Source organism: Pusillimonas sp. ANT_WB101 (assembly GCF_008369125.1).
In the GTDB taxonomy this organism is placed as follows: domain Bacteria; phylum Pseudomonadota; class Gammaproteobacteria; order Burkholderiales; family Burkholderiaceae_B; genus Allopusillimonas.
The window spans coordinates 197,609-223,208 of sequence record NZ_VOAY01000003.1 but is presented as its reverse complement, the minus strand read 5'-3'; the positions used below and the strand labels follow the sequence as shown (position 1 = coordinate 223,208).

Sequence of the window (25,600 nt, the reverse complement as noted above, 5' to 3'; positions counted from 1 at the left end):
GACACCTTCAGGAGGACCAGGAGATGAAACTATCTATTAAATTGGCAGTAGCTCTGCTTGCCGTTGGTGGCACGCTGGCCACGGCCTCGTTGCCGGCCGCCGCAGCCGACGAGCAGTTTATACCGCTGCTCGCTTACCGCACAGGTTCGTTCGCACCACTGGGCATACCTTGGGCGGACGGCAAAATGGATTACCTCAAGCTTGTCAACGCACGTGACGGTGGTATTAACGGCGTCAAAATTGTCTACGAAGAGTGCGAAACCGCATACGCTACAGACAAAGGCGTTGAGTGCTACGAAAGACTAAAAGACAAGAATGGCGGGGCATCGAGCTTTGATACCCAGTCCACAGGCATTACCTTTGCCGTGACCGATAAGGCCTTTAACGATCATGTTTCTGTGGTCACCATGGGCTATGGTCTGTCGCAGTCTGCAGACGGTACGGTGTTCAAGTGGAACTTTCCCTTGCTGGGCTCATACTGGACGGCCGCCGACGTCATGATCCAGGACATTGCCAAGAAGGTCGGGGGTGAAGACAAACTCAAGGGCAAGAAGATTGCGCTGGTTTATCACGACTCGCCCTATGGTAAAGAGCCTATTCATTTGTTGAAGGCCCGTTCGGAGAAAAATGGTTTTGATCTCTTGCTGTATCCGGTAACCGCACCTGGTGTGGAGCAAAAATCAACCTGGTTGCAGATCCGCAAAGAGCGTCCTGATTACGTGCTGCTGTGGAGTGCTGGCATCATGACACCTACGGCAATCCGTGAGGCGCAGGCCGTGGGCTATCCGCGCGACAAAATGTATGCGATTTGGTGGGCCAGTTCTGAAAACGACGTGCAGGATCTGGGTGACGTTGCCAAGGGCTATAACGGCATCACCATTCACAACAGTGCCGAGCATGGCCGAGTGCATGAAGACCTGAAAAAGTATGTCTACGACAAGGGTCAGGGCACAGATGATGATGGCAAGTACTTTGGCACCATCGCCTACACCCGCGGCCTCATGATCTCAATGCTGCAGGTTGAAGCCATACGCACGGCACAAGAGAAGTACGGCAAGGGCAAGCACATGACGCCTGAGCAGGTGCAGTGGGGCATGGAAAACCTCAACCTCACCAAAGAGCGTCTCGATGAACTGGGTTTTGGCAAGCTGATGCAGCCAGTCAAGACGACATGCGCCGACCACATGGGTGACGACTGGGCGCGCATTATTCAGTGGGACGGCAAGAAGTTCAACGTGGTTTCTGACTGGTATCAGTCCGACAAGAAATATGTCGATCCGCTGATCAAAGACCTGAGCGCCAAATACGCTCAGGAAAAGAAGCTGACAGTACGCGACTGCGCAAGCGAAGGCTAGGCTGACGCGCTGAACCAGCCGCCGGGATTTTCCGGCGGCTGGTCGAATCAACGGCAGGAACCCAAATCATGAATGCGAATGTCGAGACGCCGGAGCAGACTATTCTGCTGAACGTCAACGGGATCGAAGTCATCTACAACCACGTTATCCTGGTGCTTAAAGGCGTATCGCTGTGCGTGCCTGAAGGCAAGATTGTTGCCTTGCTGGGCGCCAATGGTGCAGGCAAGACTACGACACTGCGCGCAGTGTCCAATTTGCTGCGTGCGGAACGGGGTGATGTCACCAAGGGCACTATCGATTATCGGGGCGAGCGCATCGATAAGCTGACGCCTGCCGACCTGGTCAAACGCGGTGTCGTGCAAGTGATGGAAGGGCGTCATTGCTTTGGCCATTTGACCATTGAAGAAAACCTGTACACCGGTGCGTACACGCGCAAAATCAGCCGGGGCGAGCTGAGTGCATCGCTGGACAAGGTGTATCAGTATTTTCCGCGGCTAAAGCAGCGCAGAACCAGCCAGGCCGGTTACACCTCAGGGGGCGAACAGCAAATGACGGCAATTGGCCGTGCGCTGATGGCTAACCCCAACATGATTTTGCTTGATGAACCCTCTATGGGGTTGGCCCCACAAATTGTCGAAGAAATCTTCGAAATTGTGCGAGACCTTAACCAGCGTGAGCGCGTCAGCTTTCTGCTGGCCGAGCAGAACACAAATATTGCGCTGCGCTATTCAGACTACGGCTACATCCTTGAAAACGGCCGTGTAATGATGGACGGTGAAGCAAAAGAGCTGGCCGAAAATGAAGACGTAAAAGAATTCTATCTCGGTGTGTCCAGCGGCGAACGCAAGAGTTTCCGCGACACCAAGTTCTATCGACGACGCAAACGCTGGCTAGCCTAGCGACAGGAATGAGCATGGGACATTTTTTTGAGGAGCGCGAAGCCGCTCCCTTGGACGAGCGCGAGCGTTTGCTGTTTGAACGCCTTCCTGCAGCACTGCAGCGCGCCAAGAAACGTGCGCCAGCGATTGCGCAGCAACTTCAGGGCGTTGACCCAGAGACCATACGACAGCGGTCTGATCTGCATCGTATCCCGGTTATCCGCAAGAGCGAGTTGCTCCAGGCACAGCTGGCGGCAAGGCAGGGCGCAGGCGCGGCCGAGTTGCCCGAAGCAGGGCGGATTTTTGGCGGGTTCTCGGCCATAGGCTGGGGCGAAGCCGCTCGCGTGTTTGCCTCGCCAGGCCCTATTTATGAGCCTGAAAGCCATCGCCCCGATTATTGGGGGTTTGCGCGGGCATTGCATGCGGCGGGCTTTGAACATGGTGGTCTGGTTTATAACTGCTTCTCTTATCACTTCACGCCTGCGGGGTCGATGATGGAGACCGCCGCCCATGCGTTGGGCTGTACTGTTTTTCCGGGCGGAGTGGGGCAAACTGAATTGCAGGTCCAGGCAATTGCTGATCTGGCGCCTGCCGCCTATACCGGTACGCCAAGCTTTCTGAAAATCATCATGGAAAAGGCTGCACAAATGCAGGTGGAGCTGCCGTCGTTAAAACGCGCGCTGTTTTCCGGCGAAGCTTTTCCACCGTCGTTGTGTGCCTGGTTCGCAGAGCATGGCATAGAGGGCTATCAGGCCTATGGCAGCGCGGACCTGGGCATGATGGCCTACGAAACAGAAGCACGGGAAGGGCTGGTGGTTAATGAAGACATCATTCTGGAAATTGTGCGGCCCGGTACGGGTGAGCCAGTGCCAGACGGTGAGGTAGGCGAGGTGGTTGTTACAACGCTCAACCCTGATTACCCTCTGGTGCGCTTTGGCACGGGCGATTTGTCGGCCATTTTGCAGGGTGCATCGCCCTGCGGGCGATCCAACCTGCGTATCAAGGGCTGGATGGGTAGGGCAGACCAGACCACCAAGGTGCGGGGTATGTTCGTGCATCCTGGGCAAGTGGCAGGCGTTCTTAAGCGCCATCCCGAAGTACTCAAGGCTCGTCTGGTGGTCAGTGGCAGCATGGGTAATGACGTTATGGTGCTCAAGGCCGAGCTTGACGGCGTCAAGCCTGAAACCCTCGATCATCTGGCAGAATCGGTGCGCGAACTGACCAAGTTGCGCGTCAACATTGAGCCCGTGGCAGTAGGCAGTCTGCCTAACGACGGCAAGGTCATTGACGACGTCAGAAGCTACGAATAAGTGCCCGCGGCGTCTTCGGCCCGTGGCATAAGCTTATAAACTGTCGGCCCGGGCCGATTGAAGTAACATTCAGGAAAACTTTCGTGTTTTCAAAAAAGGGGAATGTTATGCGCTATTTCAGGTATGCCGTGGGCGCTGTCGCGCTGCTGGCTGGCTTTCAGGCGGCACAGGCCGACACACTCGACGTTGTTAAAAGCCGCGGCGTTCTGCATTGCGGGGTAACAACCGGCTTTGCGGGTTTCTCTGCGCCCGATGCAAAAGGCGAATGGCAGGGGCTAGACATCGATATGTGTCGCGCGGTGGCGGCTGCGGTGCTGGGCGATGCTGCCAAGTTCAAGGCCGTACCTCTTAATTCGCAGCAACGCTTTACGGCCCTGCAGTCTGGCGAGATCGATCTGCTGACGCGCAACACCACGGTAACGCAGCAGCGTGATACCGCACTGGGCGCCATCGCAGCCGGCGTCAACTTCTATGACGGCCAGGGCTTTCTGGTTAACAAGTCGCTGGGCGTGAAGAGCGCCAAAGAGCTTGACGGTGCGTCAGTGTGCATGCAGACGGGCACCTCCAACGAAAACACCATGGCCGACTGGGCGCGCGCCAATAATGTCAAATACCAGCCCGTGGTCATTGAGCAATTCAATGAAGTGGTGAGCGCGTTCGCCGCCGGGCGATGTGATGTCTTTACCACCGATGCCTCTGGCCTAGCGTCTATTCGTATTTCAAAAATGTCCAGCCCCGATGACTACCAGGTGCTGCCCGAAATTATTTCAAAAGAACCGCTGGGACCATTTGTGCGTCAGGGCGATGACCGCTGGCTCAATATCGTAAAGTGGTCGCTCAATGCCATGATTAACGCTGAAGAGTACGGCGTTACTTCCAAAAATGTCGATGAGCAGCTTAAAAGCACCAACCCCAATATCATGCGTCTGCTCGGGGTTACTGAAGGCGCTGGCAAAAACATGGGCGTTGACGAAAAATGGGCTTACAACATCGTCAAGCAGGTTGGCAATTATGGCGAGAGCTTTGATCGAACCGTAGGCTTGGGTAGCCCGCTTAAAATACAGCGTGGCCTGAATGCCTTATGGACAGACGGCGGGCTTATGTACGGCCTGCCCATCAGGTAACGCAGCGCTTCGTTATTTGCTACCGGCGTGGCCTAGCGGCGACGCCGGTATACCAGCGAAATATAGGCAAAGGCGGTCTGCAATTCGCGCGTGCCTGCCTGAAAACTTACCGGGCGGCCCCGGCGGGTAAAGCAAATCAGTCGCTTCGATGCCAGCAGCGGCACAAATTTGGCAAACTGAATGTCTTCCCAGACCACTTCGCGACGGCCCAGCCACGATTGCTCTATGCCGGTTTCGGTAATTGTGGTTTCGGAAACCAGTATGTAGCGGGTAAGCACGACCAGGCCCAGAAAGCACAAAATAATACTGCCAGACACCATCGGGCTGACGCTGCGCCCGATGGGGCCGGAGGCCGTATACACAATCTGAAAACCTATTAGCACCATAATAGCGACAGCCAGGGCCTTGATCCACGTGGGCCAGGCTTTGCCCTTGATAGGCAGAGGCCCAATCTGCTCAAGCAATTGGGCGTGTTCGTCGGCAAGAGGGCCGGGCGGGTGCGGATGCATACGTGATTAGGCCGCTTTTTTGGCTGCCATTGCGTTGCCTGCGCGGCTGGCGGGCTTTTTGCCGACATGACCAGAAATCCATTGGCCAATGTCGATGACGGCGTCAAGATCAACGCCGGTTTCTATGCCCATGCCGTGCAGCATGTACAACACGTCTTCGGTGGCGACGTTGCCCGTCGCACCCTTGGCATAGGGGCATCCGCCAAGGCCAGCCACTGAGCTGTGAAAAATTTGTATGCCAACTTGCATGGCGGCCAAAATGTTTGCCAATGCCTGCCCGTAGGTGTCATGAAAATGACCGGCGACGCGTGAGGCATCGACCACTTCGGTAACGGCACGCATTACTTCGCCCACGCGGCGGGCCGTGCCCACCCCTATGGTGTCGGCCACGTCGATTTCGTCGCAGCCCAGCGCCAGAAAGCGGCGGGCAACATTAACCGTGGATGCGATCGGGGTTTCGCCCTGGTAGGGGCAGCCCAGCGCACAGCTGATGCTGCCGCGCAAGCGCAGGCCGGCTTCTTTGGCAGCATGGGCTACCGGCTCAAACCGGGCGATGGATTCTTCAATGCTGCAGTTAATGTTTTTTTGCGAAAACGCTTCGCTGGCGGCACCAAAAATAACCACCTCATCCACGCCAGCAGCCAAAGCTGCCTCCAGGCCGCGCATATTGGGCGTTAGGGCTGAGTAAATCGTGCCAGGGCGGCGGTGTATACCGGCCATGACCTCGGCCCCGTCAGCCATTTGCGGCACCCACTTGGGAGAAACAAATGATACAGCTTCGACGTTGGCGAACCCTGCCTGTGAAAGCCGGTTTACCAGTTCAATTTTTATAGCGGTGTCGATGAAGTTTTTTTCGTTTTGCAGGCCATCGCGCGGCGACACCTCGACAATTTTGACTTTATCCGGCAATGACATGGTTGTATTCCTTTAATAATGCGGTGCTGCGGGTGTCTCGAGCCCGCCTGAGCTGATTTTAGCCCGTAAGTGAGGTACAGGCCGCCGTAAGGGGGTGTGCAGGCCGCTGCTGGCCATTCCTGGCTTTACGCTGCGGCCCGTTTGAAGGCCTCGGGGCTGACGCCACCCTTTTGACTATGCCGGCGGTTACGGTTGTAGATCACTTCAATGTAATCGAAGGCATAGGCATTGCATTTGGCCTGCGGTGTTGTCGTCGGGGCAGCTTGATCTGTGGACTGAGATGGCATTGAGCATGGGGCTTGGGCAATAGGCCACAAAGGCTGCTGCGGCAGGTACAGGCACGTTGGCGTTTCAGGGCTGCCTGCGTTGGTAGCGGCCATCTTGCAGGCGTGCCACGGCATCAGACAGCTCAAGCTTTAGCAATGCTGCCTGCAGTTCGGGCAGAGCAAGCCCTGTGCGCGTGGCCAGAAGATCTACATGCACGGGGTCATGCCCCAGCGCTTCAAGAACCTGGGCCGGTACTGAAGCCGGTGCATAGTCAGAAGGGGTGGCTGCCCTGGCCGGGGTTGCGTGCTGGCGGGGCTGCCTGCCAGATTTGTTGTGGCCAGCGCCTGGATCGCGCGGCAGGGTGTTGCCACCGGGCTGACCGAGTTCATCTTGTATGTCGCGGCCTGATTCGACCAGCTTTGCGCCTTGGCGGATGAGGGCATGGCAACCGCGCGATAGCGGAGAGTGAATCGACCCGGGTATGGCAAACACCTCGCGTCCTAGTTCTCCGGCCAGACGCGCGGTAATCAGCGAACCACTTTGCCTGGCCGCTTCAACCACCAGTACGCCGCGGGCCATGCCGGCAACCAGCCGGTTGCGTCGTGGGAACTGATGTTTGATGGCTCGGGTGCCCAACGGAAACTCAGACACCAACGCGCCGTGCTCGGCAATCTGGTGAGCCAGACGCAAATTGCGCGCCGGATACACAATGTCTATGCCGGTGCCCAAGACCGCAACCGTGGTACCGCCTTCGCGGCCGGCCAGCAGAGCACCCTCGTGAGCGGCTGCATCGATGCCTTCTGCCAGACCGCTGATAATGCACCAGCCCTCAGCCGCCAGAAATTGGGCGAAAGCGCGGGCGTTGTCTTGGCCTGCGGGGCTGGCACTGCGCGCGCCTACAATGGCAATGGCCGGGCGTGAAAGCAGGGCAGGGTCGCCGTTAACATATAGCAGCAAGGGCGGGTCATGGGTGTCGAGCAAACTGGTTGGGTAACTGGCGTCGGCCAGCGTCAGCATATGGTGGCGCGGCTTGGCTAGCCAGGCCAGCGTGGCGTCTATGGTGGCCAGCGTACGTGCGTCAGGGCTGCTTGCCAGCTGCCGGGCCATGGCCTCAGGTACGGCTTTGGATAGCGCCGCTGCCGATTGGGCATACACGTCATGCGGCAAGCCGGCCGTGGCCAGTAGCTGCCTGGCTTGGACGGGGCCAAGCCCCGGCTCAAGCGAAAGACGTATCCAGGCGCGAAGCTCTTCGATGGGCAAATGAACAGGCATGGCTTTTTGAGGTGTGAGTATGTCTAAGTGTGACACATACAAGCGCCAGCGAGCATGCTGACTATGAACTTCTTGCGTACTGTCCAGTCAAAAGTTGAAGTTTGATTTATCATATAAGCGTAAATTACCTGCATTATCGAGACTTTTAAATGGCTATTCTTCCTGTTCTTCGCTACCCTGATGCGCGCCTGCACAAGGTTGCCCGCCCGGTTGAGGTGGTTGACGACCGCATTCGCCAACTGGTGCGTGACATGGCTGAAACCATGTACGATGCGCCTGGCGTCGGCCTGGCCGCAACCCAGGTTGATGTGCACGAGCGCGTGGTAGTCATTGATGTGTCTGAAAATGGCGACGACCTGCGTGTTCTCATCAACCCTGAAATTACCTGGAAAAGCGACGACGTTCAGGTTTACGAAGAGGGTTGTCTGTCGGTGCCCGGTATATACGACGAGGTTGAGCGTGCGGCCAGCGTTCGCGTCAAGGCACTTAACGAAAAAGGCGAGCCCTTCGAGTTCGAGGCTGACGGCCTGCTGGCCGTATGTGTGCAGCATGAGCTCGATCATCTTTTGGGCAAAGTGTTTGTTGAGTATCTTTCCGTACTCAAACAAAACCGCATCAAGACGCGTCTGCGCAAGCAAGAGCGCGAGGCCTTAAAGGCCTGACGCTGGCGTGTGGCGCCATGGCTGCAAGCCGTTTCGGCCCACACCTGTGTCCATGCTTGGTAATATGACTGGTTCATCACCATGAACCGGTTTTTATATTATGCGTATCGTATTTGCAGGCACACCTGAATTCGCACGGATAGCGCTCAGTGCCCTGCTCGACGCGGGCCACGAGGTACCGCTGGTATTAACGCAACCCGATCGTCCTTCTGGTCGTGGCCTCAAGCTTACGCCCAGCGCCGTTAAGCAGGCGGCAACAGCTGCAGCCATTCCTGTCTGCCAGCCTCGCAGTTTGCGGCTTGATGGCAAGTATCCTGACGATGCAATGTTGGCACAGCAGGCACTGCACGAAGCGCGCCCCGACCTCATGGTAGTGGCTGCATATGGCCTTATTTTGCCGTCGTGGGTGCTCACGCTGCCAACATACGGCTGCTTCAATATTCATGCCAGCCTGTTGCCGCGCTGGCGCGGGGCTGCACCTATTCAGCGCGCTATTGAGGCGGGCGATACGCATACAGGCATCACCATTATGCAAATGGATCAGGGCCTGGACACCGGAGACATGCTTTTGCGGCGTGAAATCCCCATCTCTGACCAACACACAGCGGCCCTACTGCACGATGAACTGGCGGCCGAAGGCGCGCGGGCCATTGTTGAAGCGGTTCAGGCACTGGCGCACGGCAAATTGGTGGCCGTCCCACAACCTCAGCAGGGGGTGACGTACGCCGACAAGCTGAGCAAGCTTGAGTCGCCGCTAGACGTCTCGCAGCCCGCACATGAATTGGCACGGCGAGTCCGGGCATTTAATCCTGTGCCCGGCGCAACGCTGCATCTGCCGGGCATCCCCGAGCCCGTCAAAGTTTGGAATGCTGTGGCGCTAGACGCGTCATGCGATGCTCCCCTGGTTCACGGTGCGTCCTCATCAGCCACCACATCTGCAGACCCCGTTGCTGACGTGGCAGCAGGAGTGGTAGGGGCAGCAGGAACAGCAGCCGCCGCTGCTGAGGCAGCCTCTTGCTCCGGGGCCGCCACAAATAAAAACGCGACCCCGGGCAGTGTGGCGCAGGCCGGGCCTGATGGCATAGACATCGTCACGGCTGATGGCCTGTTGCGCCTGCTGGAGCTTCAGAAGGCCGGTGGTAAGCGTCAGCCCGCCCGAGTATTCGTGCAGGGCTGGCAACATCGGCCTTGAAGATGGTTTACGCGTTGCTTGGCGCGTGCCCTGCAGTGCCTGCAAATGATAAAGTGCAGGACCCACTTACTTTTTTCAGGTTTCCCGTGTCTGACCCCTCTCCCGGTTCATCTCGCAGTGCCGCGCTCTCCGACATCATCCTGGCCAGCGCCCGCAATGTGCATGCGGTGCTGGACGGCCGGTCGTTGTCGGACAGCCTGGCTGACACACCCGCCACGCTGCGCGCGCCCGCGCAAGCCGTGTCTTTTCATGTCATGCGGCAATTAGGGCGAGCAAGGGCTTTTCGGTCTGAACTGGTCAAGCGCACACCACCCAACCCCTTGTTTGACGCCTTGCTGCTTACGGCGCTGGCGCTGCTTGATGCCGCCGTCCACTTTCAGCACGAGGCCGCTGCTGATGCGCCCGAACGGCGTTATACGCCGATTTATGCGCCTCATACGGTGGTTGATCAGGCGGTTACCGCGGCAGACGGGCAACGGCAGCTCAAGCCCTACAAGGCCTTGTTAAATGGGGTGTTGCGCACTTTTTTGCGTGAACGGCCTGGCTTGCTTGAGCGTATTCAAAATCAGCCCGAAGCCGTGTACAACCACCCACACTGGTGGGTGAAGCGTTTGCGCCGTGCTTATCCAGCGCAATGGCAGTCTTTGTTATTGGCCGCGAATATTCCGGGGCCCATGGTTTTGCGCGTTAATCGTCGCCGTGCTCAGGTGGGCGACGTCATGCGTGCGCTCACGGCGGCCGGCATAGGGGTGGCTGATGCTGGCCATGATGCACTGGTGCTGACGCAACCCAAGCCGGTGCACGACATACCCGGCTTTGAAGAGGGGTGGTGGTCTGTACAAGATCTGGCGGCGCAACAGGCGGCCAGGTTGTTGCCGCTGCAGTCGGGCATGCGTGTGCTTGATGCCTGCGCCGCGCCAGGCGGAAAAACGGCCCATATGCTTGAGCGCGCCGACGTTATCATGACGGCGCTCGACGCCGACGCTCAGCGTCTTGAAAAGGTGTCGCTTACGCTCACGCGGCTGGGCCTGGACGCGCAGGGTCGTGTCGATGTGCGATGCGCCGATGCCGCTGATCTTTCGTCGTGGTGGGATGGCACACCGTTTGATGCCGTACTGGCCGATGTGCCTTGCACCGCGTCCGGTGTTGTGCGCAGGCATCCCGACATACGCTGGCTGCGCCGCGAAGCCGATATCGCCCGAACCGTCGCCCTGCAGCGCACCATTGCCAGTGCTCTGTGGCACACTGTCAAGGTGGGCGGTCATATGCTTTACGCCACATGTTCCATTTTTCCTGAAGAAGGCGAGCGGCAGGCCTCCTGGTTCGTACAGCATCATTCCGATGCTGTACGTTTGTCGGCGCCTGGCCAGCTATTACCGCTTAATGATGGCACAGGGGTTACACATGACGGCTTTTTTTATGCCTTGTTTGCCAAGCAGGCCTGACTCGTCAAAAATAACGGTTTGGCCCCGTTTAGTCTTTTGGTGATTAGTTGATGCTGCGACTGTTGCTTTCCGTCTTGCTTACGCTGTGCGTGGCGACTTATGCAGGCGCTGATAGTCCGTCGCAAAGCGAAAAGGGCGAACAGGGCGAGCATGTAGTGCGGGTCGAGCCGGTTGTTGAAGACGGCAAGCTTTATATCAATGCTGATATCGACTTCGACGTAACCGGCGATCTGCGCAATGTGGCGGCGCGAGGCGTGCCCATTTATTTCACCGCCGATCTCAAAATCGTTACCGGACGCTGGTGGTGGTTTGATAAAACGGTTGTCGACGAGCAGGTTACCTGGCGTATTGTGTACAACGCGCTTACGCGGCAATGGCGTGCCGGCTCGGGTGAGCTCTCTCTGCCTGAATCGTCGCTCGATGACGCGCTGTCGGTGGTGCGGCACATCCGTGGCTGGGCGGTTGCCGATACCGCTGACCTCGAGGTCGGAAAAGAATACCAAGGCCGCATACGCTTGCGTCTGGATACGTCGATGCTGGCGCGTCCGTTCCAGATAGATGCCTTTAACAGTAGTGCCTGGTCACTGGCCACTCCATGGAAAAACTTCACCTTTTCGATCTCCGTCGACGAGCCCCAGCACTAGTGCGCTGGGCTCTGCGTATTGCGCTTGTTGTCGCGGGCTGTAGCGCGCTGGCTCTGCTGGTCATGCTGGTGTGGTCGACCGGCAACGCCTCGCGTTACGCGCAGCAGTACGACACTTTGCTCCTGCTCAATGCCGTGCTGGCTGTGGCGCTGGTTACTTGGGTGGTTGCGCTCGCCGCACGCCTGCTCAACCAGATTCGCAAGCGGCAGTTCGGTGCCCGGCTGACCGGGCGGTTTGCGCTTTACTTTGCTCTCATCGGCGTGTTGCCTGGCGCAATTATTTACCTGCTCTCGGTGCAGTTCATGTCGCGCTCCATCGAGTCGTGGTTTAACGTGCGCGTCGACACAGCGCTGGAAGCGGGGCTTAATTTGGGTCGTGCTGCCCTTGACGCCCAGCTGGGTAAGCTCGAGGGGCGCGCCCGCGAAATGGCGCTGCGTCTGGGCAAATCCAGCGACTCCGAGATGGCACTGGTTATTACGCAGCTGCGCGAAAGCAGTGGGGTTTCGGAGGCCATGGCATTTACTGGAAACGGTCGACTGGTGGCGTTTTCGTCATCCGCCTATGGCCAGTTGCTGCCCGACATGCCTCCCTCCAGTGTACTGAACCAGTTGCGCGTTTCAGGCAGTTATGCGGCTGCCGAGGCTGACGAAAACCCTGAACCTGCAGACTCCGACGGGCCGGCTTCTACAGGCCTGCACCTTCGTGTTGTCGTGCCCATAGATACGCCTGATCGGCTTGTTGCCAATTTGGGGGTGTCGACAGACACGCGCTGGCTGCAGGTTATAGAGGCTGTGCCCGAGCAGATCGCCCGTAATGCCAACCAGGTACAGCAAGGTTTTCGCGATTATCAAGAACTGGCGCTGTCCCGGCTTGGGCTGCGCAAACTGTACGGTATTACGCTAACGTTGGGCCTCATTCTTGCCGTGTTCGCGGCCATGGTGGTTGCCCTGTCGGTGTCACGCCGATTGGTCCGCCCCTTGCTGACACTGGCAGCGGGCACACAGGCTGTGGGCGTGGGCGACTACAGGCCACTGCCAGAGCCGCCCGAAAAAGACGAGGTGGGGCAGCTTACGCGTTCATTCAATGCGATGACGCGACAGCTCGACGAAGCCCGTCAAATGGTCGAAAACAACCGGCAGCAAATCGAGCGCTCCAACGTTTATCTCGAATCAGTCCTGAGCCACATGTCGTCAGGTGTGCTGGTGTTCGACGAAACCTTCCGCGTAACCCTGTTCAACCAGGGAGCACAAGATATTCTTCATGTCGATTTGCGCTCGGTGAAAGGGCGTCCGCTTGAGACTGTTGACGGTGCCTTCGATTTATCGCAACTTATACGTCGGGCGTTTGCCGCCCATGCCGCCGTAGGCTCAGAACGTCATTTTTGGCAGCAACAATTTGAACTTGAGCGCGATGTCGCTACCGACAACGAAAGCAAAAAGCATGTGGTCACACTGCTGGCACGGGGCACGCACCTTACTGTAGACGGGCGTGGCACAGGCTACCTGGTGGTGTTTGATGACATCAGCGAGGTTATTTCGGCCAACCGCACCGTGGCCTGGGGTGAGGTTGCCAGACGATTGGCACATGAGATCAAAAACCCGCTAACGCCCATACAGCTTTCGGCCGAACGTCTGGCCATGAAACTAGCCGACCGCCTTGGTGAGGATGACAGGGCCATGCTTGTGCGATCTACCAATACCATCGTTAATCAGGTCGCGTCACTCAAGCAGATGGTCGATGACTTCCGCGAGTATGCGCGCACACCGCCAGCGCAAATGCTGCCTGTTGACCTCAATGCACTGGTGTCCGATGTGCTGGCGCTTTATGGGTGGGATCCCGTGGGCGGCATGGCACGCGACCACGGCCAGAGCGTGCACATTGAACCTCATTTGGACGAAGCGCTGCCGTTGGTATTGGGCGATCTGACACAATTGCGTCAGATCATTCATAATCTGCTTGCCAATGCGCGTGACGCAGCGACACAAGACCGACCGGCTGACGAGGCGTACGTGTATGTAAGCACGACACTAACTCACTCGAAAGGCGAGGATGAATCCAGCTTGCTGGCGGTACGGCTAACCGTTGCCGACAACGGCTCCGGGTTCGCGCCGCAAGTGTTGACGAGGGTATTCGAGCCCTACGTAACCACCAAAGCAAGCGGAACAGGCCTTGGTCTTGCTATAGTTAAAAAAATTGTCGAGGAGCACGGAGGGCGTATCGACATTTCAAACCGTCGTGAAGGGGGGGCGCGAGTCTCTATTCTCTTTACACGGCTTGCCGATACAGGCTCTTCGCTGGACGAACAAACGCAGGGGTACGATAATGCGAAAAATAGATAGGGTGATGCCATATGGCCAGAATTCTGGTTGTTGATGATGAAATCGGTATTCGTGAGCTGTTGTCAGAAATTCTGTACGACGAAGGTCATACCGTAGAGCTGGCCGAGAACGCCGCGCAGGCACGTGCAGCACGCTTGCGATCGCGTCCTGATCTTGTGCTGTTGGACATCTGGATGCCCGACACAGACGGGGTCAGCTTGCTTAAAGAATGGAACTCTCAAGGCTTGCTCGACATGCCGGTTGTCATGATGAGTGGGCATGCCACGGTTGACACTGCGGTCGAGGCTACGCGCATTGGCGCTGTAGACTTCCTCGAAAAGCCCATTACCTTGCAAAAGCTGCTTAAAACCATCTCCAGTGCGCTGGCGCGCCCGGTAGTGTCGCCCATGGCAGCGAGCACGGTTTCCATTCCTGACCAGCGTAGCACCGGCGTTAACCAGCCGCTAACCACCACGCCCATCAGTGCTGGTCATACAGAACCGGTGGCTGAGGTCGATAACTCCAAGCTGGGCAGCATTCCGCTTGACCAGCCGCTGCGCGAGGCGCGCGATGAATTCGAGCGCATTTATTTCGAATACCACTTGGGGCGTGAAAACCACAGCATGACCAGGGTGTCCGAAAAAACCGGGCTTGAGCGTACACACCTTTATCGCAAGCTAAAGCAGCTTGGCATTGACTCTTCGCGCAAGCGCAATACCAATCAATAGCGCGATAATGGCCTGTACATAAGCGCGTGTGCCGCTCGCCGCGCTGTCGTCGGGGGCTGCAACAACAGGCACCATTATGGTGTCTGTGTTCTGCCGCGGCGGTTCGTGGGTGGGCGAAAAATAGCAGCAAAATGGTGGGTTGGCGCGTCGGCCGGCCCGTTTTCCTAGTTGCTGTCGGCGTCGCGTGGCCGCACTGTTGGGCCATCCGGGCCTTTTCGGCCTTTCGACCCTGCTGAACCGTCTGCCCCGCCAAATGGCGTAAATTTGGCATCGGTACGCCAAGCATGGCCATATGCGACCTCAAGGGTAAGGTGTATGGTGCCGTCCAGATTGCGCCGCGCATTTAGTGCGTCAAGCAGGCGTTGTTTCCATTTTCGCCCTGCCAGCCCCCTGCGGCGGTTGGCGCTGGCGTTGCCACCCAAAGCTTTAATGTCTTCTAGCAGTTTTTCGGGTGTGCGGTACGTCAGGGTGATAATTTCTTGATCCATGACGGGGTCGGCAAAGCCGTTTACTAGCATGAGGTCGCCAAAATCGTGCATGTCGACGAATTCCATTGCCGTGGTGTCAACATGCGCGTCAGTAACCGCCTGGCGCAGTTCAATTAATGAGCCTGGGCCCAGGCACGAATACATGGCCAGGCCACCCGGGCGCAGAATGCGGCGCCATTCTGCCAGTACGCGATGGGGCTCGGCATGCCAGTGCAAGGCCATATTTGACCAGACCAGATCAGTATGTTCTGAGGGTAGCCCGGTATCGGCCAGATCTGCCTGCATAAAATGCACGGGAAGCGTGGGCTTGTTGCGTAGTTTCTGCCAGAAGCTGGGCCTGGTCTCATACCGCTCACGTGCAACCTCAAGCAAGGGGGCGCAGGCATCAAGGCCGGTGTAGTCCATGCCCGGATAGCGGGCGCGCAGGGGCTCAATAGCATGCCCGGCCCCACACCCCGCATCGAGTACGCAGGTAGGTGTAAGACGTATATAACTTAGCCGCTGCAGCATGCGCTGTGCGATTTCTCCGTACAGAAACTGGGCGGCATCCAGCGGCCGGCGCCGACTAAACTGCAGATTGACGTGGCGTGGATCGATGGGTAAAGAGGGGGGTAGTGACATGTATGACTACAAAGGGATGGTGCCACTGACACATGATGTGTTCTTATAACGGCTGGCTCGCCTTGGCAAAACGCTTATTATGGCCCATCTTACTGTCTTGCGCGAATGCGCACGCCGCCTTGCTGACCGGGCTATGCCCGGCCGGTCTCCCGCCATGCCTGGTGAGCCAGGCAGCAACCACGTACTGCCTGCAGACGCCTATTTGTACCGGGCCTGGCGGCGCATTATCTCCAGCATCCCCACCGAATGCAGCCTGTGTCAGTGCACGTCGCGCGGTGGCGGGCTGTGCCAGCAGTGCGAAACAGATGTACTTTACTCGTTGCGCGACGCATCGACTTCGCGCTGTACCGTATGCGCGCTGGCCCTGAACCCAGACGGAAGTTGCCCCGACTGTCAGGCGCGTCGCCCAGCCTTTGATCGGGTTATTGCGGCTTTCGACTACGACAACCCGGGTGATCTGCTGATCCAGCGCTTCAAGCGTGGCTGTTTTGTTGACGCACCCATGCTGGCGGGGCTGTTGGCAGATGCCGTGCGCACTGCAGCACCACCACTACCTCGCTCTACAATACTGGTGCCGGTACCGTCTAGCCGTGCCGCCATCCGTCGGCGTGGTTTTAACCCCGCCGCCGAAGTTGCGCGTTATCTGGCCCGCGATCTCGGCCTTGCATGCAAGCCTTCGTTGCTGCAACGTAGCCGCGAAGGCGTTCGCCAGGCTTATTTACCCAAGCGTGAGCGCATGCGCGGCGTGGAGCATTTATACTGCTGCCCGGTCAGCGTGCCACACGCCGACATTGCCGTGGTTGACGATGTCATCACCACAGGCAGCACGCTGCACGCGATTGCGGCTCTGCTCAAGCGCGCTGGCGCGGCAACCGTGTATGGCCTGGCGCTCGCCCGCACGCCTCGCCCTCCTGCACGCATAGAATAACTGGATTACCCATGTTTCATATTGTTCTGGTTTCACCTGAAATCCCGCCGAATACTGGTAACGTCATACGACTGGCTGCCAATACCGGGGCCTATCTGCACCTGGTCAAGCCATTGGGCTTTGAGCTTGACGACAAAAAGCTCAAGCGGGCGGGGCTTGACTACCACGAGTGGGCAAGGCTGCAGGTGCATGAGTCACTCGAAGCCGCGCTCAGCAGTCTGGGTGTGCCGTCTGAGCGCTGCTTTGCACTCACCACCAAAGCAGAGCAACGCCTGGGCGAAACACCGCTGCGGCCGGGCGATGTGTTTGTGTTTGGTCGCGAAACGGCGGGCTTATCGGCTGAGCAGCTTGCGCTGTTTGCGCCCGAGCAGCGTCTGCGCCTGCCCATGGTGCCGCAGCAGCGCAGCCTCAATCTATCCAATGCCGTCGCCGTAACGGTGTTCGAAGCCTGGCGTCAGGCCGATTACGCTGGCTCCGTATAGGTGTTTGCACTAGAAGCCTGAGCCATCACGGGATCTGAACCGTGTTTGGCGCGAGGCTGCGGGCGCATCGTGGCCCGTGCCAGACGCACACTTATTTGTTACATCATCGAAACCAGGCCTTCTTGGGAGTCGGTAGTCCGTAGCCATTGGCTCTTAGGCCATCGTTCATAGTGCACCACCCTAGGCCCCCAAGCTTCCAAGCCCTCCATTGGTTGCATTGAATAAGCTAGATTATCTAGATAACACGGTTTTGTTATTCCTTCTGGTTATAAGTATTGGTTCAGTAAATCGTGGCCCATTTCTCTGACGCCTGTTAATGTTGCATCTTCATTCAATTTGATCTGTGTCAAGAACCTAAAAATGGCTACCTCATCCTCTGGCTCTACCAAAACACTCTCCCGACTTCCCCGGCTTGCCAAACAGCTCACCGCAGTTGCCGCCTTGTGTGCAAGCACGGCCAGCTTTGCGGCCACCTGGCCTGACCACCCCATTACCCTCATGATGGGGTTCTCAGCGGGTTCAGGCGTGGACGTTATTGCGCGCAGCATACAAGAGCCCTTACAGGAGGCGCTGGGTGTGCCAGTGGTCATTGATTACCGCCCCGGTGCTGGTGGCAATCTGGCATCGGCCGCAGTCGCACGCGCCGCACCCGATGGTTACACGCTTTTGCTGGGCACGGCTGCAACGCACGGTATTAACCCGGCAATCTACAAAGACCTGCCCTTTGATGTCGAAGACGATTTCACACCCATCGCGCCCCTGGTAGATGTGTCAAATGTGCTGACCATTAACCCCAAGGTTATCGACGTCAATACGGTTGGTGAGTTTATCGCCGAAGTAAAGGCCAACCCTGATAAGTATTACTTTGCATCCACAGGTATAGGTACAGGTACTCAACTGGCCTTCGAAGAGTTCAACGCCCGGGCGGGTCTGAAAATGGTGCATGTGCCCTACAAGGGCGGTCCTGAGGCGCTGCAGTCGGTGGTCAAGGGTGAAACCTGCTGTATTTTCAATCAGGTGCAGACGGTATTGGGTCAGCATAAGGCCGGCACAGTGCGTTTGTTAGGCGTTTCGACGGCCAAGCGCATCGATGTCGTCAAAGAAGTGCCCACGATTGCAGAGCAGGCCATTGATGGCTTTGACAGCTACATATGGTTTGGGCTTTTTGGTCCCAAAGGCATGAGCCCCGAGTTGGTAACCAAAATCAACGCGGCGGCCACCCAGGCCCTGAAGAACCCCGATGTTGCCACGCGTCTTGTGAGTACAGGCAATACGGTTCATGTCTCGTCGCCTGACGCATTTCGCGACTTGGTGCATAAAAACCGCAGCAAGTGGGCTGGGGTCGTTGAGGCTGCAGGCCTCACGCCCCAGTAAACGGTTGGGTTCAGTCGGCAGCCTGTTCTTGCGGGAACACTGGCTCGCCCAGATTGAGCATCAAACGGTTTGCCCAGGCAAAAATGGCATCCGCATGCAGCAGGTCCAGTATTTCGGCATCATCCAGGCCCACGTTTTTCAGGGCCTGGATGTCTTGCGGGGCGATGTTTTCGGGTTCTTCGGTAATTCGCACAGAAAACGCCACAATGGCTTGCTCGCGCTCGTTGGTTCCAGCCGTACGCGGGTTGTCAAAAACCTGCTCTACGGTGTCGGCACGTTTGGCTAGCTGCTCGAATCGCTGTGCGTGTACCGATGCGCAGTAAACGCAGCCGTTAATGCACGACACAACCAGTGAGCCCAGTTCGCGTTCTGCCCTGGGTAAGCCGCCAGGTGCATACATGATGGCATTGAAGGCTTCTGACCGTTGTTTCAGAATGGCCGGCTGGTGCACCAGAAACAGGTAGTAGTCTGAAACCTTGGCCTTGGGGTGGCTCATTTCGAGTACGCTGACCTGCTCAGCGGTGGCCGTATTCGGGTCAACCACATCCAGCCATGCTTTCCAGTCTAGCGTTTCGTTGGTAAACCCGTTTTTCTTGATAATCGTGGTCATGCTGACTCCAGTGCTTTCATGGCTGACAAGCCTGCAACAACGCGAATTTGATAGGAAAGATAGGCGACCAGTTGTGCGAGCGTCACGATGTCGGGTGTAGAAACGCCTGCCTCGCGCAATGTCGTCAGAGCAGCCTTGTCGCCGTCGATGGGGCGGGTAATAAGTGTTCGCGTAAATACCAGCATTGCCTTTATGCGAGAGGCCGGCAGCCAGTCGACTGTGTCGGCCTCAACGGCGTCGGACACGACGGTGGCCGCGTCTGAATCAGCGAGTTCCTGTCTGTAATACGTCGCCATGGCGTGTGAGCGCGAGAGCAGGCTGGCATACAGTGCAATCAAAAGGCGTTCGTGCCGTGGCAGGCTGTCGGTGTGCGACGAAAAGAACAAGACTTGACTGGCTTGAGTGGCATTGACGACCTTATGCCGGGCATGCCGCGTGGCATACAGAGCACTGGCAGGGTCAAGGCCTACCAGGGTGTCGATCAGGTCTGCTCCAATGGTCTGGGGCGGGCTGGATGGCGTGGACGTCGTGGTCATGAAACCCTTCCTGAAAAAAAATTAAGCGGTGTCGTTAGCCCGCCGGTACCCATTCATCGCCGAACACTTCAGGGTCGGCGTAGGCGGTCAGCAGGTCAAAGTGTGTGTCGATGTCTTCATTGAGCAGCAGGCTGGCCATACCGCGTGCCAGTCGTTGCGCGCCATCACTGATGGCCGGGATATCGCCTGACACCGTGCCGTGAGTAAGGGTTGCCGGGTAGCAGAAACAATGCACCCGTGATAAACCCGGCATGGTACCCGGGGTTTTTTCCTGAAACTCAAACACGGTGCCAAGATCGGGTGAGTCGCGCAACTCTGCATCGTCTGCGCCTTCGTCTGGCTCGAAGCGGTCAGACCAGACGCGTAAGTGCGCAGCGATGTTTGCATACTCGGGCCGACGGCTCCAGTCGATGCGAAAGCCGGTGGATAGAACCAGAAAGTCAAACTCAAAACTTTTGTGTGGTGTCGTGACCGTTAGCGTGCTGCCGTTATCTTTTACCGATAGTATTGGCGACGCAAAATGGAAATAGGCGTTGTCATGGCGCGATACGCGCAACACACTGGCGCGTGGTGGTGGCACCTGCTTAACATTGATGTAATGCCGCAGGCGCCACTTCCAGTGGTCGGGCAGGTCAACAAAGCCCTGTACATAGCCAGCGTGCCCGGCTCCCTTGCTTTTGTTGACGCGGGGCAGATCAGGGCGGCGTATAAGCAGATCAACACGCCCGGCGCCGTGCTCCAGTGCGGTGCCGGCACTGTCCATGGCCGATGCGCCAGCGCCCACGACGCCAACACGCAAGCCGCGCAGTGCGGCGTAATCGGTGTCGTCCGAGGAGTGCGCCCAACGTGAGCGGGCTATACCCTGGATGAAATCGGGGACACTGGCCCCACCCAGCCCGGCGCGGCCGGTGGCCAGCACGACCCGGCGTGCATAAACAGACCTGCTGCCTTGTGGCGTTTGTACGTCTAGCTGCACGTAGTCGGCGTGCGGGGTAATGTTGACCACCTGGTGTTCGTTGTGCATATCAATGCGCATAACGCGTCGATACCACCGCAAGTAGTCCATCCATTGCAGGCGCGGGATCTTGTCCAGTTCTGCCCAGGCTTGCAGGCCAAACTGTGCCTCGTACCAGGCACGAAAGGTCAGGGCTGGCAAACCCATTGCAGGCCCTGTGAGCTGCTTGGGCGAGCGCAGCGTTTCCATGCGGGCTGTCGTGGCCCAGGGGCCTTCGTAGCCCTCAGGTGCACCGTCAAAAATGGGCGCTCGTACGCCTATGTTGGTTAATGCTACCGAAACCGCCAGGCCAGCCATGCCGCCACCAATAATGACGGCGTCCAGCAAGGGTTGGCCATGAACGGATTTTTGAGGTACCCAGGGCTGCGCTGGCAGCTCCAGCCATGCCAGATCTTGCGCCAGACGTTGTTCCAGCGCGTCCAGGCCTGTGGTCTCAACCGGGGATTGCGTATCGAGGGTCATGATGCGATGTATAAGGCCAATGCGCGAGGCTATTGACTGGGTTTGAATAAATAGGTGAAGGCTTGATCCGGCGAGGGATCAAAGCCTTAGGGTAGCAGCAGACTCAGGCTTTGTACTGGTGGCAGACGTAGGCTTGAGTCCGTCAACAGGCGCCGGTTTTAGTGCAGCGGCCAATTAAGTTCTTGGCCGCTGCACTGGCTCAGGCGGTGGTTTGGTCGTAAACGCCGGCCTGCGCTTGTAGCCGGATCAGGCCTTAATCCAGCGACAGGTTCAGCCGATCTATGACCTCGCCCCAGCGGGCTGTTTCGTCAATAATCAGCTTGGTAAGTGCTTGGGGTGTGCCGCCAGCGGGTGTGAAGTACAGCGTTGCCATTTGCCGGCGCACATCGTCGCGCTCGAGCGCCTTGGTAATAGAGGTGTTCAACCGGGTGATGATGTCGTCGGGCGTGCCAGCAGGTGCAAACATGGCATCCCACGATATAGACTCAAAGCCGGGGTAACCTTCTGCCGACATGGTGGGAATGTTGGGCAACACATCGCTGGGCTCCAGGCTGGTTACGGCAAGTGCCCTGACTTTTCCGGCGCTGACCTGCGGCATGGCAATGCCCGGCACCATGAACCCGGCCTGTACATCGCCGGACACGATGGCGGTGATCACTTGCGGGAAACCCTGGTAAGGAATTTGCTGCAACTGAATGCCCGCCTGGTGTTCAAGCATGGCCATACCCAGATGCGACGAGCTGCCCGGGCCCACCGTACCATAGTTGAGCGCGCCCGGCTTCTCTTTGGCCAGGGCAGTGAACTGCTTAACATTTTTTACTGGGAGAGCCTCGGGAACCACCAGTACGTTGGGGCTGGTGCCGATCAGGCTGATGGGTGCAAGGTCTTTCAGCGGGTCGTAGCCCAGTGTTTTTTTGTACAGGGCGGGTGCAGTCACCATTGGCCCGTTAATCGTCAGCAATATAGTGTAGCCGTCGGGCTTGGCACGGCTGACGTAGCGGGTGCCGATATTACCGCCCGCTCCGGGCTTGTTTTCAACCACAACAGGCTGGCCCAGATCTTTAGACAGTGGCTCGGCGATGGCGCGCGCCAGAACGTCGGGTGAAGAGCCAGGAGGAAACGGTACGACCATTTGAATGGGCCGTGAAGGCCACGATGCCGCATGTGCCGAAAGCGACATCATCAGTGCGCTGGCACCTGCCACGCCCACCAGCAGCCTGGATAGCCGACGAAAGGAAGAAAGGGATCCAGCCATGGTTGTTCCTTGAGTGTAGGGGTAATCAGTGGGGTATTTCAGATTTGGCTTCACGTGCGAGCAGGCCTGAGACAGCCTGTTGCGGGGCCAGGCCTTCGAACAGAATGCGGCAGACTGCTTCAGTGATGGGCAGATCGATGCCATAGCGATGGCCTAGCGCCAGTGCTGCCTGCGCACAACGAACACCTTCGGCGGTAACACCTCCGTGCAGTGCCTGCTCCAGAGTTTTGCCCTGGCCGATGGCCAGGCCTACCTGCCGGTTGCGTGACAGGGGCCCGGTCGCCGTTAGCACCAGGTCGCCCAGACCGGTAAGGCCTGAAAACGTTTCTGCCTTGCCGCCCATGGCAAGCCCTAGGCGTTGAATTTCTGCCAGGCCGCGCGTAATGAGTGCTGCACGAGCATTGGTGCCCAGGCCCAGCCCGTCAGACACCCCGCAGGCGATGGCCATGATGTTTTTAAGGGCACCGCCCACTTCGACGCCGATGAGGTCGTGGCTGCTGTATATGCGGGCAAGGGTGCCATGTAATGCGGCGATGGTGGCGTGCGCTGTGGCGTCGCTTTGCGTGGCAATAGTGAGCGCAACAGGCAGACCCTGAGCTACTTCACGCGCGAATGAAGGACCAGATAAAATACCCAGGCCGACGCCTGGCAGCGCGGCGAATGCATTTTGTGCGATTTCATGCGGTAGTTGGCCACTTTCTGGCTGAAAACCTTTGCATGTCCAGACAACATGTGCCGCACAGTCAGGCCGCAAGGCGAGTAGGCCAGCGAGCTCATGACAGGTGTCAGCCAGGCCGACTACAGGAACGCCAAGAATAATGAGGCCAGCAGGCATGGACGGCGTGCAGACGTGGTCAATGGCCTGTGCGAGGTCAGTTGTGGCCTGCAAGGTTGACGGCAGGACGACGCCTTCAAGATAGCGTGGGTTGGCATGAGCCTGATTGATGGCGTCAGCCACCTGAGCGCGCCGGGCCCACACCAGCGTGTCAGCCTGGGCGCAGGCCAGGACAGCGAGGGCGGTGCCCCAGCTGCCTGCCCCAAGAACCGCCACGCGCGGTCGCGATACCTGGGTGCTCATACCTTGCTGCCTTTATTGACGTGTAGCGCCAGGAGGCACGTAAAGCCCGGAGTCTTTTTCTTCTTCTTGCGCTTGGCCGGCCTCTGCCAGGCGTTGCTCGTACAGCGCCTGGAAGTTGACTTCGGTGAGGTGCAGGGCAGGCAACGAAGTGCGGTTAATGGCGTCAGCGATCGTGGCACGCAGGTAAGGGTAGAGCATGGTGGGGCACACAATGCCGATGAGCGGGTCGAGCTGGTCTGCAGGAATGTTGGCGGCTTCGAAGATGCCTGCCTGCGTTGCCTCGACAAGATACAGCACCTTGTCTTGAATGCGTGTGGTGACGGTGGCGGTAACCGCTGCTTCGTAGACGGTTTCGGCCAGGCGCTGACCGGACACATTAATAGAAACCTCGACGGCCGGCGCTTCCTGCTCAAGGAAGATCTGTGGCGCGTTGGGCATTTCTATGGACAGGTCTTTTACGTAAGTACGCTGCAGGCTGAAGCTGGGGGCGTTGTTTTCTTGATCCTGGCTGTTGGGTTGCTGTTCGGCCATGGTGTTTCCGTTTTAAATGTTAATAAATTAGTGAGAATGCGCGCGGCGTTATCCGGCAAGCAGAGCCTCGAGCTTGCCGGCGCGGTCAAGCGCAGCGAGGTCATCATAGCCGCCCACATGCGTGTCACCAATAAAAAGCTGGGGCACAGTGCGACGCCCCGTGCGTTGCATCATGGCATCGCGCTGCGTGGGGTCGATATCGATGCGGATTTTCTGAATTTCGGTCACGCCCCGCTGCTTGAGCAGCATTTCTGCGCGTATGCAGTATGGGCAGACGGCGGTGCTATACATAGTTACGTTGGCCATTTACTTCCTTGTGGGCGCAATGGGTAGTGAGGTTTGTATGTGTCAGTGCTTTTTTGATACCGGCATGCCTGCCGACATCCAGGCGCGCAGGCCACCTTCGAGGCTGACTGCCTGATCATAGCCCTGCTTGCGCAGAGAGCCCGCCACGTTCGTGGAGTCGCGCCCCTGTTCGCAAACAATGATAATAGGCTTGTCTTTGGGCAGTGAAGCCAGTTTAGCCTGAATGTCGGCCGCGGGCACATTACGCGCCTGAGGTATGCTGCCAGCTTTAAAGGCCTCTTGAGGGCGGACGTCGATAAAGATGCCCTGACTTTGGTTGGTGAGCTGTACGGCTTGTTGTACGCCTACGGATTTGGCGTTGCCCTTGAGGATGGTTGGAAGAAGCAGCATGATGCCAGCTGCGACCGCAACAAATACCAAAAGGAGGTTGGTTTGTTCAAGAAAAAAGTCCACGATTGTTCCCAAATATGCCCCTGAAACCGGAGCAGAATCAGAGAATTATAAAATGGACTGAGAATTTCAACTTTTAGGCGAATTTTTATCATGTACAAACTTGTTTTGATGCGGCACGGCGAGAGCCAGTGGAACCTCGAGAACCGCTTTACAGGCTGGAAAGATGTTGACCTTTCCGAGGCCGGTCGCGAGCAGGCCTGGAAGGCTGGTCAGCTGCTCAAAGAAAAAGGTTTTGAATTTGATCTGGCGTTTTCCTCAGTGCTTAAGCGTGCCATACGCACACTCTGGATTTCGCTTGATGCCATGGATGCCATGTATACGCCCATAGGCCTCAGTTGGCGTCTTAACGAACGCCATTACGGTGCGCTGCAGGGCCTGAACAAGGCCGAGACGGCTGCAAAGTTCGGTGAAGAGCAAGTGTTGGTATGGCGACGCTCTTACGACACCCCGCCAGAGGCAATGGCGATCGACGACCCGCGCCATCCGCGTTTTGACAGCCGGTATGCCAAAGTTGACCCGGCCCGGCTGCCAGCAACCGAGTGCCTGAAAGACACCGTGGAGCGCGTGTTGCCCTTCTGGAATGATTCCATTGCCCCCGCCATTAAGTCTGGGCGTAGAATCATTGTTGCCGCGCACGGGAACAGCCTCAGAGCGCTTATCAAGCATCTTGACGCTATTTCTGACGAAGACATCGCGGGGCTAAATATCCCCACAGGCCAGCCACTGGTGTACGAACTCGACGAAAACCTCAAGCCTTTGCGTCACTACTATCTGGCTGATGCAGCCGAAATTGATGCTGCCACCGCCGCCGTCGCCAGCCAGGGCAAGGCTCAGGCTTAAGC

At 57.8% G+C, this 25,600-nt stretch carries 26 protein-coding genes; 14 read left to right on the top strand and 12 right to left on the bottom strand.

Annotated features, from left to right (window positions below; all coding sequences use genetic code 11):
• Nucleotides 1-23: 23 nt before the first annotated feature.
• From FQ179_RS13780 to FQ179_RS13765, 4 genes are all read left to right on the top strand, one after another.
• On the top strand, nt 24-1,355 hold the full coding sequence (locus tag FQ179_RS13780) for an ABC transporter substrate-binding protein (protein WP_149397895.1): 1,332 nt from the start codon (nt 24-26) through the stop codon (nt 1,353-1,355).
• 68 nt (nt 1,356-1,423) lie between these two features.
• On the top strand, nt 1,424-2,254 hold the full coding sequence (locus FQ179_RS13775; protein ID WP_149397894.1) for an ABC transporter ATP-binding protein: 831 nt from the start codon (nt 1,424-1,426) through the stop codon (nt 2,252-2,254).
• A gap of 14 nt (nt 2,255-2,268) precedes the next feature.
• Nucleotides 2,269-3,543, top strand: a complete 1,275-nt coding sequence (locus FQ179_RS13770) for a phenylacetate--CoA ligase family protein (RefSeq protein WP_149397893.1) — start codon at nt 2,269-2,271, stop codon at nt 3,541-3,543.
• Nucleotides 3,544-3,650: 107 nt separating this feature from the next.
• Nucleotides 3,651-4,667, top strand: a complete 1,017-nt coding sequence (locus FQ179_RS13765) for an amino acid ABC transporter substrate-binding protein (protein ID WP_149398338.1) — start codon at nt 3,651-3,653, stop codon at nt 4,665-4,667.
• A gap of 32 nt (nt 4,668-4,699) precedes the next feature.
• Here the strand turns inward: FQ179_RS13765 and FQ179_RS13760 are convergent, their stop codons facing one another.
• The 3 genes from FQ179_RS13760 to dprA form a co-directional block, all read right to left on the bottom strand.
• Nucleotides 4,700-5,176: a hypothetical protein gene (locus FQ179_RS13760; RefSeq protein ID WP_149397892.1), complete on the bottom strand. Its 477-nt coding sequence runs from the start codon at nt 5,174-5,176 to the stop codon at nt 4,700-4,702.
• 6 nt (nt 5,177-5,182) lie between these two features.
• Nucleotides 5,183-6,091 carry a hydroxymethylglutaryl-CoA lyase gene (locus FQ179_RS13755; RefSeq protein ID WP_149397891.1) on the bottom strand — a complete coding sequence of 303 codons (909 nt, stop codon included), beginning with the start codon at nt 6,089-6,091 and terminating at the stop codon, nt 5,183-5,185.
• Between the two features lie 351 nt (nt 6,092-6,442).
• Nucleotides 6,443-7,630 carry a DNA-processing protein DprA gene (gene dprA, locus FQ179_RS13750; RefSeq protein WP_149398337.1) on the bottom strand — a complete coding sequence of 396 codons (1,188 nt, stop codon included), beginning with the start codon at nt 7,628-7,630 and terminating at the stop codon, nt 6,443-6,445.
• A gap of 149 nt (nt 7,631-7,779) precedes the next feature.
• Here dprA and def point away from each other — a divergent pair, with 149 nt between their 5' ends.
• The 6 genes from def to FQ179_RS13720 all read left to right on the top strand — a co-directional run bounded on the left by def (nt 7,780) and on the right by FQ179_RS13720 (nt 14,619).
• Nucleotides 7,780-8,292, top strand: coding sequence for a peptide deformylase (gene def, locus FQ179_RS13745; RefSeq protein WP_149397890.1), 513 nt, complete (start codon nt 7,780-7,782; stop codon nt 8,290-8,292).
• Nucleotides 8,293-8,392: 100 nt separating this feature from the next.
• A complete protein-coding gene (gene fmt / locus FQ179_RS13740) occupies nt 8,393-9,484 on the top strand; it encodes a methionyl-tRNA formyltransferase (protein WP_149397889.1) in 1,092 nt (363 codons plus the stop codon).
• An 86-nt stretch (nt 9,485-9,570) separates the two neighbouring features.
• Nucleotides 9,571-10,929 (top strand): 16S rRNA (cytosine(967)-C(5))-methyltransferase RsmB, encoded by a 1,359-nt coding sequence (gene rsmB, locus FQ179_RS13735; protein WP_255474992.1) that lies wholly within the window; start codon nt 9,571-9,573, stop codon nt 10,927-10,929.
• A 47-nt stretch (nt 10,930-10,976) separates the two neighbouring features.
• Nucleotides 10,977-11,573 (top strand): DUF4390 domain-containing protein, encoded by a 597-nt coding sequence (locus FQ179_RS13730; protein ID WP_188074614.1) that lies wholly within the window; start codon nt 10,977-10,979, stop codon nt 11,571-11,573.
• A complete protein-coding gene (locus FQ179_RS13725; RefSeq protein ID WP_149398335.1) occupies nt 11,573-13,912 on the top strand; it encodes an ATP-binding protein in 2,340 nt (779 codons plus the stop codon). The genes FQ179_RS13730 and FQ179_RS13725 overlap by 1 nt, the downstream gene beginning before the upstream one ends.
• 11 nt (nt 13,913-13,923) lie before the next feature.
• Complete coding sequence (locus FQ179_RS13720) at nt 13,924-14,619, top strand: response regulator (RefSeq protein ID WP_149397887.1); 696 nt, start codon at nt 13,924-13,926, stop codon at nt 14,617-14,619.
• A 164-nt stretch (nt 14,620-14,783) separates the two neighbouring features.
• Here the strand turns inward: FQ179_RS13720 and FQ179_RS13715 are convergent, their stop codons facing one another.
• The gene (locus FQ179_RS13715; protein ID WP_149397886.1) at nt 14,784-15,728 is read right to left on the bottom strand and encodes a methyltransferase domain-containing protein; all 945 of its coding nucleotides are present in this window, start codon (nt 15,726-15,728) and stop codon (nt 14,784-14,786) included.
• A gap of 79 nt (nt 15,729-15,807) precedes the next feature.
• Between FQ179_RS13715 and FQ179_RS13710 the strand changes: the two genes are divergently transcribed.
• The 3 genes from FQ179_RS13710 to FQ179_RS13700 all read left to right on the top strand — a co-directional run bounded on the left by FQ179_RS13710 (nt 15,808) and on the right by FQ179_RS13700 (nt 18,512).
• Nucleotides 15,808-16,656 carry a ComF family protein gene (locus FQ179_RS13710; RefSeq protein WP_149397885.1) on the top strand — a complete coding sequence of 283 codons (849 nt, stop codon included), beginning with the start codon at nt 15,808-15,810 and terminating at the stop codon, nt 16,654-16,656.
• 11 nt (nt 16,657-16,667) lie between these two features.
• On the top strand, nt 16,668-17,138 hold the full coding sequence (locus tag FQ179_RS13705) for a tRNA (cytidine(34)-2'-O)-methyltransferase (protein WP_149397884.1): 471 nt from the start codon (nt 16,668-16,670) through the stop codon (nt 17,136-17,138).
• Between the two features lie 360 nt (nt 17,139-17,498).
• Entirely contained in the window at nt 17,499-18,512 is a 1,014-nt protein-coding gene (locus FQ179_RS13700) for a tripartite tricarboxylate transporter substrate binding protein (RefSeq protein ID WP_149397883.1), read from the top strand.
• Nucleotides 18,513-18,522: 10 nt separating this feature from the next.
• On the opposite strand, the gene FQ179_RS13695 is transcribed toward FQ179_RS13700, so the two are convergent.
• From FQ179_RS13695 to FQ179_RS13660, 8 genes are all read right to left on the bottom strand, one after another.
• A complete protein-coding gene (locus FQ179_RS13695; RefSeq protein ID WP_149397882.1) occupies nt 18,523-19,122 on the bottom strand; it encodes a peroxidase-related enzyme in 600 nt (199 codons plus the stop codon).
• Complete coding sequence (locus FQ179_RS13690; protein WP_149397881.1) at nt 19,119-19,658, bottom strand: CMD domain-containing protein; 540 nt, start codon at nt 19,656-19,658, stop codon at nt 19,119-19,121. Before FQ179_RS13690 ends, FQ179_RS13695 begins: the two co-directional genes overlap by 4 nt.
• 34 nt (nt 19,659-19,692) lie before the next feature.
• Nucleotides 19,693-21,135, bottom strand: coding sequence for an NAD(P)-binding domain-containing protein (locus tag FQ179_RS13685; protein ID WP_149397880.1), 1,443 nt, complete (start codon nt 21,133-21,135; stop codon nt 19,693-19,695).
• Between the two features lie 253 nt (nt 21,136-21,388).
• A complete protein-coding gene (locus FQ179_RS13680; RefSeq protein ID WP_149397879.1) occupies nt 21,389-22,390 on the bottom strand; it encodes a tripartite tricarboxylate transporter substrate binding protein in 1,002 nt (333 codons plus the stop codon).
• A 25-nt stretch (nt 22,391-22,415) separates the two neighbouring features.
• Nucleotides 22,416-23,468 carry an NAD(P)H-dependent glycerol-3-phosphate dehydrogenase gene (locus FQ179_RS13675; protein ID WP_149397878.1) on the bottom strand — a complete coding sequence of 351 codons (1,053 nt, stop codon included), beginning with the start codon at nt 23,466-23,468 and terminating at the stop codon, nt 22,416-22,418.
• A 12-nt stretch (nt 23,469-23,480) separates the two neighbouring features.
• Nucleotides 23,481-23,999, bottom strand: a complete 519-nt coding sequence (secB, locus tag FQ179_RS13670) for a protein-export chaperone SecB (protein WP_149397877.1) — start codon at nt 23,997-23,999, stop codon at nt 23,481-23,483.
• Between the two features lie 48 nt (nt 24,000-24,047).
• Nucleotides 24,048-24,305, bottom strand: a complete 258-nt coding sequence (grxC, locus tag FQ179_RS13665) for a glutaredoxin 3 (RefSeq protein ID WP_149397876.1) — start codon at nt 24,303-24,305, stop codon at nt 24,048-24,050.
• A 42-nt stretch (nt 24,306-24,347) separates the two neighbouring features.
• Nucleotides 24,348-24,695 carry a rhodanese-like domain-containing protein gene (locus tag FQ179_RS13660; RefSeq protein ID WP_149398334.1) on the bottom strand — a complete coding sequence of 116 codons (348 nt, stop codon included), beginning with the start codon at nt 24,693-24,695 and terminating at the stop codon, nt 24,348-24,350.
• Between the two features lie 153 nt (nt 24,696-24,848).
• Between FQ179_RS13660 and gpmA the strand changes: the two genes are divergently transcribed.
• Entirely contained in the window at nt 24,849-25,598 is a 750-nt protein-coding gene (gene gpmA, locus FQ179_RS13655; protein WP_149397875.1) for a 2,3-diphosphoglycerate-dependent phosphoglycerate mutase, read from the top strand.
• The last annotated feature ends 2 nt before the right edge of the window (nt 25,599-25,600 follow it).

What these genes read in the sequence shown, in the direction of transcription:
- FQ179_RS13705 (WP_149397884.1), top strand. Translation starts at nt 16,668, where the DNA reads ATGTTTCATATTGTTCTGGTTTCACCTGAAATCCCGCCGAATACTGGT.
- dprA (WP_149398337.1), bottom strand. Translation starts at nt 7,630, where the DNA reads ATGCCTGTTCATTTGCCCATCGAAGAGCTTCGCGCCTGGATACGTCTT.
- FQ179_RS13700 (WP_149397883.1), top strand. Translation starts at nt 17,499, where the DNA reads ATGGCTACCTCATCCTCTGGCTCTACCAAAACACTCTCCCGACTTCCC.
- FQ179_RS13780 (WP_149397895.1), top strand. Translation starts at nt 24, where the DNA reads ATGAAACTATCTATTAAATTGGCAGTAGCTCTGCTTGCCGTTGGTGGC.
- fmt (WP_149397889.1), top strand. Translation starts at nt 8,393, where the DNA reads ATGCGTATCGTATTTGCAGGCACACCTGAATTCGCACGGATAGCGCTC.
- def (WP_149397890.1), top strand. Translation starts at nt 7,780, where the DNA reads ATGGCTATTCTTCCTGTTCTTCGCTACCCTGATGCGCGCCTGCACAAG.
- secB (WP_149397877.1), bottom strand. Translation starts at nt 23,999, where the DNA reads ATGGCCGAACAGCAACCCAACAGCCAGGATCAAGAAAACAACGCCCCC.
- FQ179_RS13765 (WP_149398338.1), top strand. Translation starts at nt 3,651, where the DNA reads ATGCGCTATTTCAGGTATGCCGTGGGCGCTGTCGCGCTGCTGGCTGGC.
- FQ179_RS13710 (WP_149397885.1), top strand. Translation starts at nt 15,808, where the DNA reads ATGGCCCATCTTACTGTCTTGCGCGAATGCGCACGCCGCCTTGCTGAC.
- FQ179_RS13715 (WP_149397886.1), bottom strand. Translation starts at nt 15,728, where the DNA reads ATGTCACTACCCCCCTCTTTACCCATCGATCCACGCCACGTCAATCTG.
- FQ179_RS13695 (WP_149397882.1), bottom strand. Translation starts at nt 19,122, where the DNA reads ATGACCACGATTATCAAGAAAAACGGGTTTACCAACGAAACGCTAGAC.
- grxC (WP_149397876.1), bottom strand. Translation starts at nt 24,305, where the DNA reads ATGGCCAACGTAACTATGTATAGCACCGCCGTCTGCCCATACTGCATA.
- FQ179_RS13680 (WP_149397879.1), bottom strand. Translation starts at nt 22,390, where the DNA reads ATGGCTGGATCCCTTTCTTCCTTTCGTCGGCTATCCAGGCTGCTGGTG.
- FQ179_RS13755 (WP_149397891.1), bottom strand. Translation starts at nt 6,091, where the DNA reads ATGTCATTGCCGGATAAAGTCAAAATTGTCGAGGTGTCGCCGCGCGAT.
- FQ179_RS13660 (WP_149398334.1), bottom strand. Translation starts at nt 24,695, where the DNA reads ATGCTGCTTCTTCCAACCATCCTCAAGGGCAACGCCAAATCCGTAGGC.
- FQ179_RS13775 (WP_149397894.1), top strand. Translation starts at nt 1,424, where the DNA reads ATGAATGCGAATGTCGAGACGCCGGAGCAGACTATTCTGCTGAACGTC.
- FQ179_RS13675 (WP_149397878.1), bottom strand. Translation starts at nt 23,468, where the DNA reads ATGAGCACCCAGGTATCGCGACCGCGCGTGGCGGTTCTTGGGGCAGGC.
- FQ179_RS13690 (WP_149397881.1), bottom strand. Translation starts at nt 19,658, where the DNA reads ATGACCACGACGTCCACGCCATCCAGCCCGCCCCAGACCATTGGAGCA.
- FQ179_RS13720 (WP_149397887.1), top strand. Translation starts at nt 13,924, where the DNA reads ATGGCCAGAATTCTGGTTGTTGATGATGAAATCGGTATTCGTGAGCTG.
- FQ179_RS13760 (WP_149397892.1), bottom strand. Translation starts at nt 5,176, where the DNA reads ATGCATCCGCACCCGCCCGGCCCTCTTGCCGACGAACACGCCCAATTG.
- FQ179_RS13770 (WP_149397893.1), top strand. Translation starts at nt 2,269, where the DNA reads ATGGGACATTTTTTTGAGGAGCGCGAAGCCGCTCCCTTGGACGAGCGC.
- FQ179_RS13685 (WP_149397880.1), bottom strand. Translation starts at nt 21,135, where the DNA reads ATGACCCTCGATACGCAATCCCCGGTTGAGACCACAGGCCTGGACGCG.
- gpmA (WP_149397875.1), top strand. Translation starts at nt 24,849, where the DNA reads ATGTACAAACTTGTTTTGATGCGGCACGGCGAGAGCCAGTGGAACCTC.